The following is a 17,354-nucleotide window of genomic DNA, read 5'->3' as shown; positions in this document are numbered from 1 at the left end:
CATGGCCCAGGTGAGACGCCCGGTCCCTTTCCGAACCCGGAAGCTAAGGCCTGGCACGGCGATGGTACTGCACTCGATAGGGTGTGGGAGAGTAGCACACCGCCGCATCACACATCGAATCCCCGGTAGAGCGTGAACGCTCCCGGGGATTTCGCATATCCGGCCCCATCACGTCACTCGTGTGGCGCGGACACTTGCAACCTGTGGTACACTTTCCACTTGTGCGCTCAGCGCATCTGCGGATGTAGTTCATCGGTAGAACGAAAGCTTCCCAAGCTTTAGAGGCGGGTTCGACTCCCGTCATCCGCTCCACTCAAGGCCGTCGGACTCCGACGGCCTTTTTTTTGTTTCCCGAAACGGACGAACCACGGACGAACCGAGGCATCATCGCCGTCTTCGGTCTGTCGGGCGCGTGATAATGACATCATGCCAATCGCAACTTCCGAACGCTATGCCGAAATGCTGGACGCCGCCCGTCATGGCGGATACGCCTACCCCGCAATCAACGTGACGAGCACGCAGACGCTGAACGCGGCGCTGCAGGGCTTCGCCGAAGCCGAATCCGACGGCATCATCCAGGTATCCGTCGGCGGCGCGGCGTACTTCGCCGGGCAGAGCGTCAAGGAACGCGTCACCGGATCGCTCGCCTTCGCCGCCTTCGCGCACGAAGTCGCGCAGATGTACCCGAACATCACGGTCGCACTGCACACCGACCACTGCGCCAAGCAGTATCTGAGCGACTGGGTGCGCCCGCTGCTCACCATCGAAGCGGACCAGGTGCGTCACGGCCAGGAGCCGACGTTCCAATCGCACATGTGGGACGGGTCGACCGTGCCGCTCGACGAGAACCTGTCCATCGCCGCGGAACTGCTCGACAAATCCGTCAAGGCGCACACCGTGCTGGAAATCGAGATCGGCACGGTCGGCGGCGAGGAGGATGGCCACAGCGCCGAAATCAACGAGAAGCTGTACTCCACGCCCGCCGACGGCGTGAAGGTGGCGCAGAAGCTCGGTCTGGGCGAACACGGCCGCTACATGGCCGCGTTCACGTTCGGCAACGTGCACGGCGCCTACAAGCCGGGCGTGGTGCAGCTGCGTCCCGAACTGCTGCGCGACATCCAATCCGAGGTCTGGCAGGCGGCGCACGACGGACGCGTCAACTCGCTGGGCACGTCGGCCGTCTCCAGCTGCGCCCTGCCCGACATGCCGGACGGCAAGCCGTTCGCGCTCGTGTTCCACGGCGGATCCGGATCGTCGGCGGACGAGATCGCGCGCGCCGTCAGCTACGGCGTCGTCAAGATGAACATCGACACCGACACGCAGTACGCGTTCTCGCGCGCGATCGCCGGCCACATGTTCTCCAACTACGATGCGGTGCTCAAGATCGACGGCGAAGTGGGCAATAAGAAGCTGTACGACCCGCGTTCGTGGGGTCGCGAGGCCGAGTCGGCGATGGCCGCGCGCGTCGTGGAGGCGTGTGTGCAGCTCGGCTCCGCCGGCCGCGCCCTCAAGTAGCGGCGAAAGCGTCGAAGAGCGTCGAAGAGCGCCGAAAAGCGCCGGACGACAGGCGGTTCAAGACGGCGGTGGCGCCGGTAGACATGATGGGGTAACCTAGGTCTCCGGCGGAAAAGGCGATGAGGCGGAGGTAAAAATGCCTGGAATCGTGTTGATCGGCGCCCAGTGGGGCGACGAAGGCAAGGGTAAGGCTACCGATCTGATCGGTACCGAAATCGATTACGTCGCCCGGTTCAACGGCGGCAACAACGCGGGCCATACGGTCGTCGTGGGCGACGAGTCGTATGCGCTGCACCTGCTGCCCAGCGGCATCCTGAGCCCGAAGGCCACGCCGGTCATCGGCAACGGCGTCGTCGTGGATCCGGAGGTCCTGTTCCAGGAGATCGACGGCCTCGAATCGCGCGGCGTGGACTGCTCGCGGCTGCTGGTCAGCGAAGCCGCGCACATCATCGCGCCGTACCATCGCACGCTCGACAAGGTGACCGAACGCTTCCTCGGCAAGCGCAAGATCGGCACGACCGGCCGCGGCATCGGCCCGGCGTACGCGGACAAGATCAACCGCGTCGGCATCCGCGTGCACGACCTGTTCAACGAGGAGCACCTGCGCGACAAGGTCGAGGCGAGCCTGCACCAGAAGAACCAGCTGCTCGTCAAGCTGTACAACCGCCGCGCGATCGACGTGAACGCGGTCACCGACGAGCTGCTCGCACTGGGCGAGCGCCTCAAGCCGTACGTGGCCAACACGAGCCTGATCCTCAACAAGGCGCTCGACGAAGGCAAGACCGTGCTGTTCGAAGGCGGCCAGGCCACGATGCTCGACGTGGACCACGGCACCTACCCGTTCGTCACGTCCTCCAACCCGACCGCGGGCGGCGCGTGCACCGGCACCGGCGTCGGCCCGACGAAGATCACCCGCGTGATCGGCGTGTCCAAGGCGTACGTGACGCGCGTGGGCGAAGGCCCGTTCCCGACCGAGCTGTTCGACGAGTGGGGCGACTGGCTGCGCGCGCAGGGCCACGAGTACGGCGTGACCACGGGTCGTCCGCGCCGTTGCGGCTGGTTCGATGCGGTCGTCAACCGTTACGCGACGCAGGTGAACGGCCTGACCGACATCGTGCTCACCAAGCTCGACGTGCTCACCGGCCTCAAGGAGATCCCGATCTGCGTGGCCTACGACGTAGATGGCGAACGTCACGACGACATGCCGACCGACCAGGCCGCGTTCGCCGCCGCGAAGCCGATCTACGAGACGATGCCGGGCTGGGATGAGGACATCTCGCAGGTGCATGACTTCGACGATCTGCCGGCCACCTGCCAGGCGTACGTGAAGCGTCTCGAGGAGCTGTCGGGCTGCCGTATCTCCGTGATCGGCACCGGTCCGCAGCGCGACCACATCATCCAGATCCATTCGCTGATCGACTGATTCGTTCGACTGATCCGTTCGGCCGTTCACAGCCTCGAAGCCGCCTCGGATGCGGCGGGGCCATGATTGCCGACCGTACCGGCCGGGTTGTCCGCTGATTGCGGCGGGCATGCCCGGCCGGTCGTCGTTTTCGTGGGATTCCGCCCGTCGCATCCCTTCCGTCCCCGCGGTGCGGGGCTCCGGAAGGCGTGGCGGTGGCGTGCGTGCGGCCGACGGATCCCTATCCGGAAGTTGTTATGTCCGAAGAAGATATCCCCTCGCTTGAAGTGCCGGTGCTGACCCCGGTGCGGCCCGATGCCGCGGCCGGCGCCGGCCCGGTCTCCGCTGCGGCTCCGACTCAGGCTCCGGTTCCGGCGACGAAGACGTCCGCCGTCACCGTCGGTGTTGCGCCCGTCCCGAATGCCGCCGCCGCGGCGGACGACGGCGATACGCTGCCCATCATGCCGTCGCTGCCGACGTTGCCGTCGCCGGAACCGCCGCTGCCGCCGTCGCGTTCGGCGTTGCCGTCACCGGCCGTGCCGTCGGCGTCGTTGCCGATGACGGACGCATCGGCGTCGCCGGCGTCGACCGAATCGTCGACCACGACCTCGACGACGGCTGCGGAACCGGAGCCGATGACGATGGAGATGGCGGCTGCCCACCTGACGTCGCCGCAGTCGGCGCCGCCGAAGATCCCGCTCGCGCCGATGAAGCGCATGCAGGCGCGGTTCAACCCGCTCGCGGACGGCGTGGTGTATCTGGTGGTGTTCCTCGGCGGATTCGTCGGCACGGCGATGCGTTACGGACTGAACCTCGTCATGCCCGATGCGTTGGCGGACACCGGCGTGCTGGCCGGATTCCACCCGGCGACGTTCATCGCGAACATGCTCGCCTGCTTCATCTTCGCGACGCTCACCGCCTACCTGTCGCAGGCGTCGTGGCTGCGCAAGCGGGCGCGCCAGCTGGCGAACCGCGGCTTGGGCATGGGCATGTGCGGCGGCTTCTCGACGCTGTCGGCGATGGCGATCGAGAACCTGACGGCGATGCACACGGGTGAGATCGCCGGATTCATGCTGTACACGCTGCTGAGCTTCACGTTCGGCCTGATCGCCGCATGGAGCGGCGCGACGCTCGGGCTGGAGGCGGCGGCGAGGCGCGCGGTGCGCGACGCCGGTCCGGCGCTCGCGGAGGGTGCGCGGCACGGCGATGCCGGCCGTCATGCAGACGCCGGCGCCGCAGCCTCCGCGGCCGGCGCGTCCTCGTCGGCTGCGGAGACGTCGGCGGTGTCTGCGGCCGCCGTTGCGGTCGGTGCTCCGGAATCGGCCGGCGGACCGCTGTCGGTGCTGCCGCCGTCCGACGGTGCTGTGAGCGGGTCGGCGTCGCATGTGGGCGCTGCTGCTACCGCATCGGCGACGGCGCGCGTCGAACAGTCGGAACCGCTGCTGGCGACGACGCTGGTGCCGTCGTTCGAACCCGATCCGGTGACCGACGAGATTCCGATGGTCGCCGATCCGCTGCGAGGGGAGGCCCGCGAACGATGATGATGTTCCTTCTGGTGTCCGCGTGCGGCGGACTGGGCGCGGTGACGCGGTTCGTGTTCAACACGTCGATCCAGCAGGTGTGGAAGCGAGGCTTCCCGCTGGCGACGTTCGTCATCAACCTGATCGCGACGTTCTGCGCCGGCATCGCGGCCGCCGCGTTCGCGTTCCACACGGTCGACCACGGCACGTATCTGCTGTTCGTGACCGGCTTCCTGGGCGGGTTCTCGACGTTCTCGACCGCGATCAACGAGATCGTGTCGCTGGCGCGCGACGGTCGGCGGCGTCTGGCTGCGCTCTACTGCGCGCTGACGATCGTCGTGCCGTTGCTGTGCGTCGCGGCCGGCTGGTCGCTGATCGCCCTGACCCGCTGAGCGGGCGGCGGACGTCCGTCGGCGGTGACGTCTGCGGGCAGGCTGCGTGCCGATACGACGGCGGGCGCGACCGGTGGCATCCGGGCGCGCCCGCCGTCATCATATGAGGGGACATGCGCGCGGTGTTGACGGTATCGAACCGGTTCGAGTACGATGGAAGGCAGTTCCGAAGGATACGACCGCATATCAAGGAGGCCTCCATGGAGAACAAAGTCCAACTCATCACCTACGCGGACCGCTTCGGCGACGGCGACTTCGCCTCGCTGACCGACGTTCTGCGCACTCGTTTCGACGGTGTCTACGAAGGCGTCCACGTCCTGCCGTTCTTCACCCCGTTCGACGGCGCCGACGCCGGCTTCGACCCCGTCGACCACACGAAGGTCGACCCGCGTCTGGGAACCTGGGACGACGTGACCGAACTGAGCCGCACCCACGACATCATGGTCGACACGATCGTCAACCACATGAGCTGGGAATCCGAGCAGTTCCAGGACGTCATGGCCCGCGGCGAGGAGAGCCCGTACGCGAGGATGTTCCTCACCATGAGCAGCGTCTTCCCCGATGGCGCCACCGAAGAGGACCTCGCCGGCATCTACCGCCCGCGCCCGGGCCTGCCGTTCACCCACTACACGTGGGGCGGCAAGACGCGCCTCGTGTGGACCACGTTCACCCCGCAGCAGGTCGACATCGACACCGACTCCGCCGAAGGCTGGGCGTACCTGACGTCCATCCTCGACCGTCTCGCCGCGTCCAACGTGCGCTCCATCCGCCTCGACGCCGTCGGCTACGGTGCCAAGGAGGCGAATTCCAGCTGCTTCATGACCCCCAAGACCTTCACGCTCATCGAGCGCATCAAGGCCGAAGGCGAGGCGCGTGGACTGGAGACGCTCATTGAGGTCCACTCGTACTACCGCAAGCAGATCGACATCGCCTCCAAGGTCGACCGCGTCTACGATTTCGCGCTGCCGCCGCTGCTCCTGCATGCGATCTTCACCGGCCGCACCGACGCTGTCACCCACTGGGTCGACGTGCGTCCGAACAACGCCGTCACCGTCCTCGACACGCATGACGGCATCGGCGTCATCGACATCGGATCCGACCAGCTCGACCGCTCCCTCAAGGGCCTCGTGCCCGACGAGGACGTCGACGCGCTCGTCAACACCATCCACGCCAACACGCACGGCGAATCGCAGGCCGCGACCGGCGCCGCCGCATCCAACCTCGACCTGTACCAGGTGAACTCCACCTACTATTCGGCGCTCGGCTGCAACGACCAGCGCTACATCGCCGCCCGCGCGATGCAGTTCTTCATGCCCGGCGTCCCGCAGGTCTACTACGTGGGCGCGCTCGCCGGCGCCAACGACATGGAGCTGCTGAAGCGCACCAACGTGGGCCGCGACATCAACCGTCACTACTACACGACCGCCGAGATCGACGAGCAGCTCGAACGCCCCGTCGTCAAGGCGCTCAACGCGCTGTGCCGCTTCCGCAACCAGCTGCCCGCCTTCGACGGCGTGTTCACCTACGAGGCCGACGGCGACCGCACGCTGTCGCTCAGCTGGGTCGGCCACGACGGCGAATCCGCCGCGACGCTCGTGTTCGAGCCGGGCCGCGGCCACGGCGTCGACGACGAGACGTCGCTCGTCACGCTCACCTGGACCGACGCCGCCGGCGACCACGAGACGCGCGACCTGATCGCCGAACCGCCCGTCGTCGCCTGACGCAACCGACGGCCCGCCGACCATGGCGGGCCGTCCCCGTATCCACCGCCAACCAGACCGCCCCGCCGGCCGGCCGGTCGACGCTCGGTTGGCCCGCGTCGCCGCCGATGCCGCCGCGCCGCCGGCCCTCATGGGATTAGGATTGCCGTATGTCGCAGATGTCGAAGCTCTTCAACCAGGACAACCTGTTCTTCCGTTTCATGGGCATACTGTTCGACCTGATCGAACTCAACCTGCTCGCCCTGGCATGCTCGCTGCCCGTCGTGACCGCCGGCGCGTCGCTCACCGCGATGCACGCCGTGCTGTGGCGCATGATCCGCGGCGAGGAAACGTACATCTGGCGGCAGTTCCTGCACGAATTCCGCCGCAACCTCAAGCAGTCGACGATCGTGTGGGCCGTCTATCTGCTCGCCGGCGTCGTGATGGGCGTCGACATCCTCGTCGCCCTGCAGATGCCCGGCGGCACGCGTGTGGCGATGCTCGCCGGACTGGCCGTCATCGGCGTCGCGCTCGTCGGCCTCGCCCAATATCTGTTCCCGCTCATCTCCCGCTACGAGAACACCGTCGCCGGGCACGTGCGCAACGCGGCCGCGCTGGCGGTCGGCTGCTTCCCGCGCACGCTGTGCATGCTGGTCGTGCTCGTCGCGTTCGCGCTCGTCTACCTGCAGTGGCTGATCTACCTGATCCCGTTCATCCTGATCCTCGGCGTCAGCCTGCCGCAGTACTGCTGCGCATGGCTGTACAACCCGGTGTTCCAGCGTCTCGACGGCGACGTGGACGCCCGCTATCGGCCGATCCGCAGGGACTGACGTTCCGGCCGGCCTCGGTCGGCCCCGCGCGCGATACGACGATGGCCCGCCACCGGAAGGTGGCGGGCCATCGTCGTCCGATGGACGCCGTCGCGGCGACGCTCAGGCGAGGAAGACCGTGGCCGACCCGGCGGGCACGGTCAGGACGCCGTCGCTCCACGACGCGGCGTCGCCGATCGACGTCAGCGGCGCTCCCGGCGCGTCCGCCAGCGGGCAGGACGCCGCAGTCGGCGACGGGTTGATCGCCACGACGATGCGCTCGGCCGGCGCATCCGCATCGGCGACACGCGACGTGCGCTCGTAGACGAGCGGATAGGCGTGGTCCTCGGCATACAGGAAACGGATCGCACCGCCCGCATGCAGCGCCGGATGATCGTGGCGCAGCGCGATCAGCTCGCGCACCGTCTCCAGCAGCGACCCGGCGACGCCGCGCTGCGCGGCGACGGTCGGCGCATCGTCGGCCGCATCGACCGGCAGATACAGGTCCTGGCGGCGGCCCGACGAGAAGCCGGCGTTCGGCGAGGCGTCCCACTGCATCGGCGTACGCGAACCGGTGCGCTCGTAGCCGCCCTCCTTCGAGCGGAGGCCATGCACGTAGCGCATGCCGATCTCGTCGCCGTAGTAGACGAACGGGCAGCCCGGCATCGTCATCAGGAACGCGAACGCGAGCTTCATCTCGTCGGGGGAGAGGGTGTCGCGCATGCGGATCATGTCGTGGTTGCCCGACGGGATGCAGATGTACCCCTCGCCGTCCGTGTCGGCGAGCATCGACTCGTACGCGTCGACGAACGCGCGCACGGTTGCCGACCCGTCGGCGGCGGCCGCGGCGGAGAAGTACGGGCGCTCGCGGAACAGGTCGAGGTAGTGCGAGGGGCCGAAGTGCAGCAGGAAGTCCATGTCGAAGCCGGCGTGCAGCGCCTGGCTGGGGTTGCCCCATTCGGAGACGAGCACCGCGTCGGGGAACGCGGCGTCGAGATGCTCGCGGATGCGCCGCCACAGCAGCGACGTCCAGTAGTGGTCCTCGGTGTCCTCCTTGACGAGGCTGGCGGCCATGTCCACGCGGAAGCCGTCGCAGCCCAGTCCGAGCCAGAAGTCCATGATGTCCTGGAGCAGCAGGCGGCCGGCCTCGGCCTGCGGGGAGTCGGCGGCGAACTGCCAGTCCTCGGTGACGGTGCCGAAGCCGTAGTTGAGACAGGCCTGCGTGGAGAAGCAGTTGACGGCGGCCGCGTCGGGGCGTTCGGCGATGCCGCCGAGGAAGCCGCGGATGGAGTCGTACGGCGAGTTGAGGTTGGGGGACTGGGTCATGGGGCGCCAGATGTAGCGGTCGGTGCACTCGTTGCGCTCGTCCCTGCCGGAGAGCGCGAACCACGGGTTGTCGACGGCGGTGTGGCCGGGGACGAGGTCGAGCAGCACGCGGATGCCGCGCGCGTGCGCCTCGTCGAAGAGGCGGCGCAGGTCCTCGTTGGTGCCGTAGCGGGGCGCGGCGAGGTAGTAGTCGCGCACGTCGTAGCCGGCGTCGTAGAACGACGAGTCGAAGCATGGGTTGATCCAGATCGCGTTGCAGCCGAGATCGCGGATGTGGTCGAGCCGGTCGACGATGCCGGCGAAGTCGCCGATGCCGTCGGCGTTCGAGTCGCGGAACGACTGCGGGTAGACCTCGTAGAACACCGCGTCGTCGAGCCATTGGTGGCGCATGGGAACCTCCTTGTCGTATGTCGCGCGATACAGCATACGGCACGGCGGCCCGTATGCGGCGGGGCATGGGAGGGTGGCGTGTCAAACCGGTTCGACACGCCGTGGCGTCAATGGTTTGACGAACCGGTTTGAGAGCGTTATACTGGACGCAGTTCTTCTCGAACCGGTTCGATTCGGGAGGATGGGTAGTGATTCGACGGGGGTTCAGAACCGTCGGATCTCTGCCTGAAAAAACACCTTTCGCGAGCAGGGTTGCCGCGAACAGTGGTAAGGAAAGGAAAGACAATGGCACATTCGTGGATGAAGCTCGGTGCCGCCGCTACCGCCGCCGTCCTGTCCCTCGGCATGCTGGGTGCCTGTGGCAGTAGCGCGAATAGCAATGCGACCACCATTACCCTCTTCAACTCCAAGGTCGAAATCGAGGACCAGATGGAGGACATGGCCGAGCAGTACTCCAAGGAAAAGGGAGTCACCGTCAAGGTCTACTACTCCAACGACACCGTTGCCGCCCATCTCGCCACCAAGTACGCTTCCAAGCAGCCGTACACCATCTCCATGGTGGACGACAAGGATATCTATTCCCTTGCCAAGGAGCACGCCGTCGACCTGTCCGATGAGGATTGGGTTAAGGACACTGATTATGCACTGTCTGTGGACGGCAAGGTGTATGGCTTCCCGACCACGGTCGAGGCCCGTGGCCTGATTTACAACGCCGATGCCATCAAGAAGGTCACAGGCAAGGACTTTGATCCCTCCACCATCAAGACCACCGATGATCTCAAGAGCATCATCAAGGAGCTCAAGGACGGCGGCATGGAATCCCCGGTCGGCGTCCTCAAGGAAGACTGGTCTCTCGCAGGCCACTATCTGCCGCAGGTCTATGAGGAGCAGTCCGACGTCGACGCCTTCGTCGACACCCTGCTGTCCGGCACTGCTAATCTGCAGGACAACGAGAAGTGGAACTCTCTGATGGACACTTTCGACGTCCTCAAGGACAACAACTACGCCAAGTCCTCCGCTGTCTCCGCCGAGCGTGAAGTGACCGAGCAGAAGCTGGCCGAGGGTGAAATCGCCTTCATGTTCGGCGGCAACTGGGATTGGTCCGTGCTCAACCAGTACGACTACTCCGAGAACATGGGCATCATGCCGGTCCCGCAGAACATGGACGACGGCTCCAACGAGAAGCTCGTCGGCGGCGGTTCTAAGTTCATGTTCATCGACTCCTCCGACCAGACCACCGATGCCCAGCGCGAAGCCGCCAAGGACTTCCTGAACTGGCTCGCCAACGACGAGGAGGGCCAGTCCTTCATCGTCAACGACTGCTCGCTGGTCTCCCCGTTCAAGACCAACACCCTTGAGGTCCAGGACCCGCTGAGCAAGTCGGTCAAGAAGTACGCTGATGAAGGCAATCTGATTCCGAACTACAGCCATCTGCCTGACGATCACTACTCCGTCCTCGGTGCTGAGCTGCAGAAGTACCTCGCCGATCAGGAAGACCGCGACGCTCTCGCCACGAACATTCAGGCCTACTGGAAGACCGCGACGCTTTCGGGCACCACTGCCTGATTTAATCCATCCCGAAAATAACCCATAATCATCGCCAACCTAGGTCGAAGGCATCGCACTGTAGCGATGCCTTCGACCACCGGACATGAATGGAATTGTTATGAAACAGAACAAGTTTTCATACAAGCTAGGGCAGTTCCTGATGTTCGCCGGACCGGCCGGAATCCTCTTCTGCGCCGTTGTCGTGCTGCCGTTCATCTATGGCATCTACCTGACCTTCACCAGCTGGGACGGCGTTGCCAGCAACAAGCCGTTCGTCGGGTTCCTCAACTATCAGCAGGCATTCACTGACACCGCATATTGGGCTGCGTTGGGACGGACCGTCGTCTATTCCGCCATCTCTGTCGTGCTCGTCAATGTTGTCGCCTTCCTGCTCGCCTACGCGGTGACCAGCGGTATCAAAGGCCAGAACTTCTTCCGTGCCGGTTTCTTCATCCCGAACCTGATCGGCGGCATCGTGCTCGGCTATGTCTGGAAGTTTGTCTTCAACCGCGCGTTTGTCTCCATCGGTGACCTGATTACCGGTTCCAAGCCCGACTCCCTGCTCGGCAGCCCGAGCGGCGCGATGTTCGCCCTCATCCTCGTGTCGGTCTGGCAGTACGCGGGCTACATGATGCTGATCTACGTGGCCGGCTTCATGAGCGTCGACCAGAGCCTCAAGGAAGCCGCCATGATCGACGGCTGCAACTCCACCAAGGCGATGTGGCACGTCATCATCCCGCTGATGCGCTCGTCGTTCGTCCAGTGCATCTTCCTGAGCACGACCCGTTGCTTCATGGTCTACGACCTGAACCTCTCCCTGACCAAGGGCGAGCCGTTCAACCAGTCGGTGCTCGCCGCGATGCACGTCTACAACCAGGCATTCGTCTACAAGAACTACGGTGTGGGCCAGGCTGAGGCCCTGATCCTCTTCGTCATCTGCGCCGTCATCGGCGTGCTGCAGGTGTACGTCGGCAAGAAGGGCGAGGTGGCAGCATAATGGAAACCGGACAGAAGAGCACCAAGACCAAGATCATCCATGCCATCGTGCTGGTGGTATTGACCATCGCCCTAATCGCGTTCGTCTTCCCCTTCCTGCTGGTGCTGATCAACGTCTTCAAGGAGAAGGCCGACATCAACACCGCTCCCCTTGCGTTGATCGGCAAGCGAGGCTTCACACTGGATAACTTCCCGGAAGCCATGGAGAAGATGAATTTCTGGACCGTGTTCGGAAACTCCGCCATCATCACGCTGTCCGCGACGGTGCTGACCGTGCTCGTCTCCGCGATGGCCGCGTACGTGATCGTGCGCAACCCGCGCTGGAAGGCCTGCTCGATCTTCTTCGCCGCCATGGTGGCCTCCATGGTCATCCCGTTCCAGGTCCTCATGGTTCCGCTGGTCTCCGTCTACGGCGGCATGTTCGGCGTGCTCAACCACCGACTGACCCTGATCCTGATGCACGTGGGCTTCTCCGTCTCGCTGGCGGCGTTCATGTTCCACGGTGCGATCAAGACCAACGTGCCCGTCGAACTCGAGGAGGCGGCCGGCATCGACGGCTGCACCACCTGGCGCACGTTCTGGACCATCGTGTTCCCGCTGCTCAAGCCGACGATCGCGACCATCACCATCATCGACGCGATGGCCTTCTGGAACGACTACCTGCTGCCGTCCTTGGTGCTCGGCGAGCGAGAACTGTACACGATCCCGATCGCGACGCAGATCTTCTACGGCACCTACTCCAACGACATTGGTCTGATCATGGCGGCGCTGCTGCTCGCCATGCTGCCGATCCTCATCCTCTACCTGTTCCTGCAGCGTTACATCGTCGCCGGAGTCACCTCCGGCGCGGTGAAGGGATAGGCGAACATCGGCGTAGCCGTGGGCGGGATTTACCCCCTTTGCCCGCCTGCGGACGCCCCGAATAAGCCCGTCGTGTACTGCCGCACACGACGGGCATTTCCATACCCGCGACCCGACACCATAGTACTGATTCGAAAGGCCCCGCTATGCATGACCTGCTTCCCGGCACATCCCTCGACTCCCTCGCCCGCGTCCGGCACTACGTCAGCCGCGCCATCACCGCCGAAAACCCCACAGGGGCCAAAGGCGCCGGCGGGAAGGCCTCCAGCGCGCTCGGACCGTCACGCAAGGGATCCCCCTGCCTCAACGACATCCCCGCCGGCGCCACCGTCACTCTCGCCGACATCGACGGTCCCGGAGCCATCACCCATATCTGGTTCACCGTCGACGAGAAGACCACGGATGCCGACTGCTTCGTGCTGCGCGACCTCGTCCTGCGCATGTACTGGGATGACGAAACGACGCCCAGCGTCGAGGCGCCGCTGGGCGACTTCTTCTGCTGCGGATTCGCACGCGCCTGCATCGTGAACTCCGCCCCCGTCGCCGTCGTGCCGAACCGCGGCTTCAACTGCTACTGGCATATGCCATTCGCCCGCCACGCACGCATCACCATCGAAAACCAGCACGCCAACCCCATTCCGGCGCTCTTCTACCAGATCGACTACCGCATCGAAGACGAAGCCGTCGCGCAAGCCGCCGAATCAGGCGAACTGACGTACTTCCACGCGCAATGGCGTCGACAGCCGATCACCGATCTCGGCCACGACTACGTCGTCCTCGACGGCGTGCACGGCCGCGGCCACTACGTGGGCACCTACCTGGCGCTCTCCACGCTGGAACGCTACTGGTGGGGTGAAGGCGAGATGAAGTTCTACATCGACGGTGACGAGGAGTACCCGACCATCTGCGGCACCGGCACCGAGGACTACTTCGGCGGGTCCTGGAGCTTCGCCCGTCAGGAACACGGCCGCACCGTCGAACAGACCTACTGCACCCCCTACCTGGGCTACCCGTACTACTCGCGCCACGACACGCTCATCCACAACGACTACCACAACGACGACGTGCCCCCGCAACGCGGCTTCTACCGCTGGCACATCCCCGACCCGATCACGTTCCACCACGACCTGAAAGTCACCCTCCAGCAGATCGGCGTCGGCCACCGCGGCCTGTTCGAACGCCGCGACGATGTGACCACCGTCGCCTACTGGTACCAGACCGCCGGCCACACGCCCTTCCCCGCGCTGCCGCCGGCAAGCGAACGCTGGCCGCGCTGAGCTATCGTATGACAGTAGGGGCGGCGGGCCCGCGGCACGACAAGGCCGTCGCCCGTCGCCCCGAATAACCTATTAGACTGGCACCTGAGGATTTGTGGAACGCCGACAGTCAAGGGCAGACGACGGCGTACGGGAGTGGCGCGACCATGCGCCCAGGAAGGAGGCTGATCGTGGCAGGCATGCGTGACGTGGCCAAGAAGGCCGGTGTCTCGCTGAGCACCGTATCCCTAGTGGTGAACAGCACCGGATACGTGTCCGACGACATGCGAGGACGCGTCGAAAACGCGATGAAGGAACTCAACTACATCCCCAACGAGCTCGCCCGCAACCTCTACCACGGGCGTACCGGTCTCGCCGGCGTCATCGTGCCCACCATCATCCACCCGTTCTTCGCATCCATGCTCGCCGCACTCCACCGCGCCCTGTCGGAACGCGGCATCCGCATCATGGTGTGCTCCACCGCAGACGGCGACAACGGCGAAACCGAATACATCAACATGCTGCGACGCCGCATGATGGACGGCATCATCATGGCCGCCCACACCGACCATTCCCCCGACTACTGGACATCCATCGGCCGGCCCATCGTCGCCTTCGACCGCTACCTTGGCGCCGGCATCCCCTCCGTCAGCTCCGACCACGACGAAGGCGGCCGCATCATAGCCGAACATCTCATCGCCACCGGTGCCACCCACGTCGTATCCCTCGGCGGTCCACTCGAACAGTTCATCGACTACGGCGGCGGCATGGGCACCACATTCCCCACCGTTCGCTTCCACGCCGCACTCGAAGGACTGCTCAACGACGCCGGCGTCGCCTACGACTATATCGAAGCTGGCGAGGTCTCCCGGCTGAACCATCAACGCGACGTCGCCCTGTCCGTACTCGACCGGTACCCCGACGCCGACGCCATCGTCGGCTCCGACTACATCATCTCCTACTGTCTTCAGGATGCGCTCCGGCGCGGCAGACACGTCCCCGACGACATCCAACTCGTCTCCTACGACGGCACCATCGCCGCCGACATGGCCGGCATGCGCCTGACCAGCGTCCGGCAGGACTTCACGGCGCTCGCCGAGAAACTCGTCGAACGACTCATGCAATCCTATGAGGCGTCCGACGGCAAACTCGACGCGACACAGGCAGGCGTCATCACCACCGACGCGGATACCGCCTCGCCTCGTGACGTGGCCGAGGCGATGGACCTCATCCCGGTACGATTCATCGCCGGCGAGACTACCCGGCCGACGCCGGTGGCGTGACACCAGCTCAGCCTCCGCCCCGCGCTCCGAAGGCACCCCATCGACGGGTGCCAACGACGGCACCGGGACAATCCCGACGTCGTCGTATTCTGAACGCGACTACACGAATCGCCCGTACGCGCCGAAGCATGCGCGTACGGGCGATTCGTCGTATCCGACGTCCCGACGGCGGCCTGTGCGGCCGCACGCCGGCCATCAACGTCAGCGAACCACGTCAGGAAGAAACGAGATGACAGAAGAGAAGCCCAACGAACCGACCCCCACCCCGCCGCCGCTGCCCGGCCAATACTTCGTGCGCCCCGGCATCGACGACCGGCCCGACTATGAGAAGGCGCTCAGCCCCGAAGACAAGGCAGCCGTCGCGCGCCTCGCCGTGCCGCTGCGCCGCCGCGCCCCCGAACGCGCCGCCGCCCAAGCATCCACCCAGTCCGCGAAACTGTCCGCATCCGGTTCGCCGGCCGCCGCCGCCGCAGCCGTCGACACCGCCATCCCCGACATGGCATCCGCATTCCTCGACATGCGCGACCCGATGACCGCCGCCGACGGCACCCGCCCCGACACTGGCCAGGTGCGCCGCCTCACTTGGGGGTTCGCGCTCGCCGCACTGCTGCGCACCATCCCGTGGATCATGCTCAACATGCTGCTGCTGCCAGTCCTCATCGACCGCGTCGCAGGCAACGCCGGCGACTGGGCGCAGCGTTGCGCCGCCGACAATGACGTGACCCGCGCGGTCGGCGCGTCGGCGACATCGTCGGCGTCTGCATCGACACTTGTCGGCGTCTCTTCGGCGATGCCGCTCGCCATCGTCGTGACCCTCGGCTGCGTGGGCGCACTGTTCGCCAACGCGCTTGTCTCCATCTGGTCCGACGGCACCCGCACCACCATCGGCCGACGTACGCCGTGGATCATCGCCGGCGGCATCATCTGCGCGCTCGACACGCTCATCCTCGGCGCGATGGGTGCCACGGCCGGTATCGCGCTCTTCTGGATCGTCATGCAGTTCGGCTACGCCATGATCGCCACTCCGCTCGCCGCCGCGTTCGCCGAACGCCTGCCCGACAAGTTCCGCGAGCGCAGTATGCGTTGGCGTGGCGTGGGCCTGATGCTCGGCCAGGCGTTGGGTGTGGTGCTCGCCGCGGCCGGACTGGTGGTCGATACGGATGGTGGCCTGGCGTTCCGCGTGTGCGCGGTGATGTTCGTGGTGTGCGCTGCGACGGTGGTGCTGGTGCTGCCGCGCGAGCGTTCAAGCCGGTACGATCCGGCTCTGCGGTTCACTGGCGAGGCGTTTTCGGCGCAGTTCCGCGCACCCAAGGATGCGCCGCGGTTCGTTCTGGCGTTCTGGGCGCGTCTGGCGATGATGACCGGCGTGGGATTCATGACGGTGTTCCTGTGGATGATCGTGCGCCATGGCATCGTCGACCCGTCGCGCTGCGATGCGGGGACGTCGGGCGATGTCGTCGCGTCGGTTTCCGCGGTGACGTCCACGGCGGGCGTGATGGCGATGATGGCGGTGGCCACGCTCGTCGGTTCGGCTTTGGCGGCCGCGATCGCCGGCCGTCTGGCGGACCGTGTGGAGGATGCGCGTCGCGGTGCCGTGCCGGCGATGGTCGCGTATGCGGCGGTGGCGCTGCTGCCGTGGCTGGTTCCGGCGGTGTGGTCGATGGTCGTGTTCGCGTTCGTGTCCGGCCTGGCTCTTGGTGTGTATGACGTGTTCGCGCAGACGCTGGTGATGGAGTCGCTGCCGGATCCGCGCAATGCGGGTCATGATCTGGGCGTGTACGACATCGCCAACGTGGTTGCGCCGGCGCTTGCCGCGGTGGTCGGCGCGGCCGTGGCGGTCGTGGCCGGGTTCACGGCGCTGCCGGTCGCCGCGTGCGTGGCGGCGCTGGCGGCGGTCGGCCCGACGCTGGCGTTGCACGACTGACGGCTGGTCTGGCTGGTCTGGCTGGCTGGTCTGGCTGGGATCGGGGGAGCGGCCGGTCGGCATGTCCTCGTGGAATGCGTTCACATAGTGAACACTCGCTGGATGTGCCGTCCTGCCGCTCCTATGGTGTGGGCTCAGTCGGGCGATATGGCCCGGTGCGTACGTTTCGATATCGGAAGGAGGCTTGCCACGATGACCGGATACTCTGCAGTCAGCCGTGTCGCCGGCGCGTCCCGCGTCGACGCCGTCGCGATGTCCGCACGAATTATCATCCCGTCTTCGTCGGCGGTCTGATTCGGTATTGCAAGCCCTCCCCGCCGGCGAAGGCAGGGATGGCGATTTCTTCGTGGCCCTGCCTTGACGGCGGGGCTTTTTCGTTGCGCACCCACAAGGCCGACGCGACGGAATCGGGTCTCGGAATCAGCGCATAAC

14 protein-coding genes, 1 tRNA gene and 1 rRNA gene are annotated in these 17,354 nt (G+C 65.7%); 14 read left to right on the top strand and 2 right to left on the bottom strand.

Translation table 11 applies throughout. The features are described from left to right. From rrf to D2E24_RS08470, 4 genes are all read left to right on the top strand, one after another. Nucleotides 1–108 (top strand): 5S ribosomal RNA (rrf, locus tag D2E24_RS08485); the annotation flags it as partial. Between the two features lie 130 nt (nucleotides 109–238). Next, a tRNA-Gly gene (locus tag D2E24_RS08480) sits at nucleotides 239–312 on the top strand. A gap of 114 nt (nucleotides 313–426) precedes the next feature. Continuing rightward, nucleotides 427–1,515, top strand: a complete 1,089-nt coding sequence (gene fbaA / locus D2E24_RS08475) for a class II fructose-bisphosphate aldolase (protein WP_125968907.1) — start codon at nucleotides 427–429, stop codon at nucleotides 1,513–1,515. Nucleotides 1,516–1,651: 136 nt separating this feature from the next. Continuing rightward, a complete protein-coding gene (locus tag D2E24_RS08470) occupies nucleotides 1,652–2,938 on the top strand; it encodes an adenylosuccinate synthase (RefSeq protein ID WP_125968906.1) in 1,287 nt (428 codons plus the stop codon). 337 nt (nucleotides 2,939–3,275) lie between these two features. On the opposite strand, the gene D2E24_RS10655 is transcribed toward D2E24_RS08470, so the two are convergent. Then, nucleotides 3,276–3,635, bottom strand: coding sequence for a hypothetical protein (locus tag D2E24_RS10655; RefSeq protein ID WP_241222933.1), 360 nt, complete (start codon nucleotides 3,633–3,635; stop codon nucleotides 3,276–3,278). Between D2E24_RS10655 and D2E24_RS10475 the strand changes: the two genes are divergently transcribed. The 4 genes from D2E24_RS10475 to D2E24_RS08450 all read left to right on the top strand — a co-directional run bounded on the left by D2E24_RS10475 (nucleotide 3,625) and on the right by D2E24_RS08450 (nucleotide 7,359). Then, nucleotides 3,625–4,458 carry a fluoride efflux transporter FluC gene (locus tag D2E24_RS10475; protein WP_241222932.1) on the top strand — a complete coding sequence of 278 codons (834 nt, stop codon included), beginning with the start codon at nucleotides 3,625–3,627 and terminating at the stop codon, nucleotides 4,456–4,458. The two genes, D2E24_RS10655 and D2E24_RS10475, sit on opposite strands and share 11 nt — an antisense overlap. A 2-nt stretch (nucleotides 4,459–4,460) precedes the next feature. Then, nucleotides 4,461–4,829, top strand: coding sequence for a fluoride efflux transporter FluC (locus D2E24_RS08460; protein WP_164521067.1), 369 nt, complete (start codon nucleotides 4,461–4,463; stop codon nucleotides 4,827–4,829). Nucleotides 4,830–5,029: 200 nt separating this feature from the next. Further along, nucleotides 5,030–6,550 (top strand): sucrose phosphorylase, encoded by a 1,521-nt coding sequence (gene gtfA, locus D2E24_RS08455; protein ID WP_125968904.1) that lies wholly within the window; start codon nucleotides 5,030–5,032, stop codon nucleotides 6,548–6,550. A 149-nt stretch (nucleotides 6,551–6,699) separates the two neighbouring features. Beyond that, nucleotides 6,700–7,359, top strand: a complete 660-nt coding sequence (locus D2E24_RS08450; RefSeq protein WP_125968903.1) for a YesL family protein — start codon at nucleotides 6,700–6,702, stop codon at nucleotides 7,357–7,359. A gap of 102 nt (nucleotides 7,360–7,461) precedes the next feature. On the opposite strand, the gene D2E24_RS08445 is transcribed toward D2E24_RS08450, so the two are convergent. Further along, nucleotides 7,462–9,054 (bottom strand): alpha-amylase family glycosyl hydrolase, encoded by a 1,593-nt coding sequence (locus tag D2E24_RS08445; RefSeq protein WP_125968902.1) that lies wholly within the window; start codon nucleotides 9,052–9,054, stop codon nucleotides 7,462–7,464. A 345-nt stretch (nucleotides 9,055–9,399) separates the two neighbouring features. On the opposite strand from D2E24_RS08445, the gene D2E24_RS08440 reads away from it, so the two are divergent. The 6 genes from D2E24_RS08440 (at nucleotide 9,400) to D2E24_RS08415 (ending at nucleotide 16,922) form a co-directional block, all read left to right on the top strand. Further along, nucleotides 9,400–10,620, top strand: coding sequence for an ABC transporter substrate-binding protein (locus D2E24_RS08440; protein WP_241222931.1), 1,221 nt, complete (start codon nucleotides 9,400–9,402; stop codon nucleotides 10,618–10,620). Between the two features lie 100 nt (nucleotides 10,621–10,720). Beyond that, the gene (locus tag D2E24_RS08435) at nucleotides 10,721–11,599 is read left to right on the top strand and encodes a carbohydrate ABC transporter permease (protein WP_125968901.1); all 879 of its coding nucleotides are present in this window, start codon (nucleotides 10,721–10,723) and stop codon (nucleotides 11,597–11,599) included. Beyond that, the gene (locus tag D2E24_RS08430) at nucleotides 11,599–12,459 is read left to right on the top strand and encodes a carbohydrate ABC transporter permease (protein WP_125968900.1); all 861 of its coding nucleotides are present in this window, start codon (nucleotides 11,599–11,601) and stop codon (nucleotides 12,457–12,459) included. Before D2E24_RS08435 ends, D2E24_RS08430 begins: the two co-directional genes overlap by 1 nt. A 146-nt stretch (nucleotides 12,460–12,605) precedes the next feature. Continuing rightward, nucleotides 12,606–13,736, top strand: coding sequence for a glycoside hydrolase family 172 protein (locus D2E24_RS08425; RefSeq protein WP_125968899.1), 1,131 nt, complete (start codon nucleotides 12,606–12,608; stop codon nucleotides 13,734–13,736). 170 nt (nucleotides 13,737–13,906) lie between these two features. Further along, nucleotides 13,907–14,998, top strand: a complete 1,092-nt coding sequence (locus D2E24_RS08420) for a LacI family DNA-binding transcriptional regulator (RefSeq protein ID WP_125968898.1) — start codon at nucleotides 13,907–13,909, stop codon at nucleotides 14,996–14,998. Nucleotides 14,999–15,227: 229 nt separating this feature from the next. Further along, entirely contained in the window at nucleotides 15,228–16,922 is a 1,695-nt protein-coding gene (locus D2E24_RS08415) for an MFS transporter (protein ID WP_125968897.1), read from the top strand. Nucleotides 16,923–17,354 lie beyond the last annotated feature (432 nt).

Origin of the sequence: Bifidobacterium samirii (genome assembly GCF_003952945.1) — a bacterium.
In the GTDB taxonomy this organism is placed as follows: Bacteria; Actinomycetota; Actinomycetes; order Actinomycetales; family Bifidobacteriaceae; genus Bifidobacterium; species Bifidobacterium samirii.
Note: the sequence above shows the minus strand (reverse complement) of the source record. Positions and strands in the feature narration are given on the sequence as shown.

What these genes read in the sequence shown, in the direction of transcription:
- fbaA (WP_125968907.1), top strand. Translation starts at nt 427, where the DNA reads ATGCCAATCGCAACTTCCGAACGCTATGCCGAAATGCTGGACGCCGCC.
- D2E24_RS08470 (WP_125968906.1), top strand. Translation starts at nt 1,652, where the DNA reads ATGCCTGGAATCGTGTTGATCGGCGCCCAGTGGGGCGACGAAGGCAAG.
- D2E24_RS10475 (WP_241222932.1), top strand. Translation starts at nt 3,625, where the DNA reads ATGAAGCGCATGCAGGCGCGGTTCAACCCGCTCGCGGACGGCGTGGTG.
- D2E24_RS10655 (WP_241222933.1), bottom strand. Translation starts at nt 3,635, where the DNA reads ATGCGCTTCATCGGCGCGAGCGGGATCTTCGGCGGCGCCGACTGCGGC.
- D2E24_RS08460 (WP_164521067.1), top strand. Translation starts at nt 4,461, where the DNA reads ATGTTCCTTCTGGTGTCCGCGTGCGGCGGACTGGGCGCGGTGACGCGG.
- gtfA (WP_125968904.1), top strand. Translation starts at nt 5,030, where the DNA reads ATGGAGAACAAAGTCCAACTCATCACCTACGCGGACCGCTTCGGCGAC.
- D2E24_RS08450 (WP_125968903.1), top strand. Translation starts at nt 6,700, where the DNA reads ATGTCGCAGATGTCGAAGCTCTTCAACCAGGACAACCTGTTCTTCCGT.
- D2E24_RS08445 (WP_125968902.1), bottom strand. Translation starts at nt 9,054, where the DNA reads ATGCGCCACCAATGGCTCGACGACGCGGTGTTCTACGAGGTCTACCCG.
- D2E24_RS08440 (WP_241222931.1), top strand. Translation starts at nt 9,400, where the DNA reads ATGCTGGGTGCCTGTGGCAGTAGCGCGAATAGCAATGCGACCACCATT.
- D2E24_RS08435 (WP_125968901.1), top strand. Translation starts at nt 10,721, where the DNA reads ATGAAACAGAACAAGTTTTCATACAAGCTAGGGCAGTTCCTGATGTTC.
- D2E24_RS08430 (WP_125968900.1), top strand. Translation starts at nt 11,599, where the DNA reads ATGGAAACCGGACAGAAGAGCACCAAGACCAAGATCATCCATGCCATC.
- D2E24_RS08425 (WP_125968899.1), top strand. Translation starts at nt 12,606, where the DNA reads ATGCATGACCTGCTTCCCGGCACATCCCTCGACTCCCTCGCCCGCGTC.
- D2E24_RS08415 (WP_125968897.1), top strand. Translation starts at nt 15,228, where the DNA reads ATGACAGAAGAGAAGCCCAACGAACCGACCCCCACCCCGCCGCCGCTG.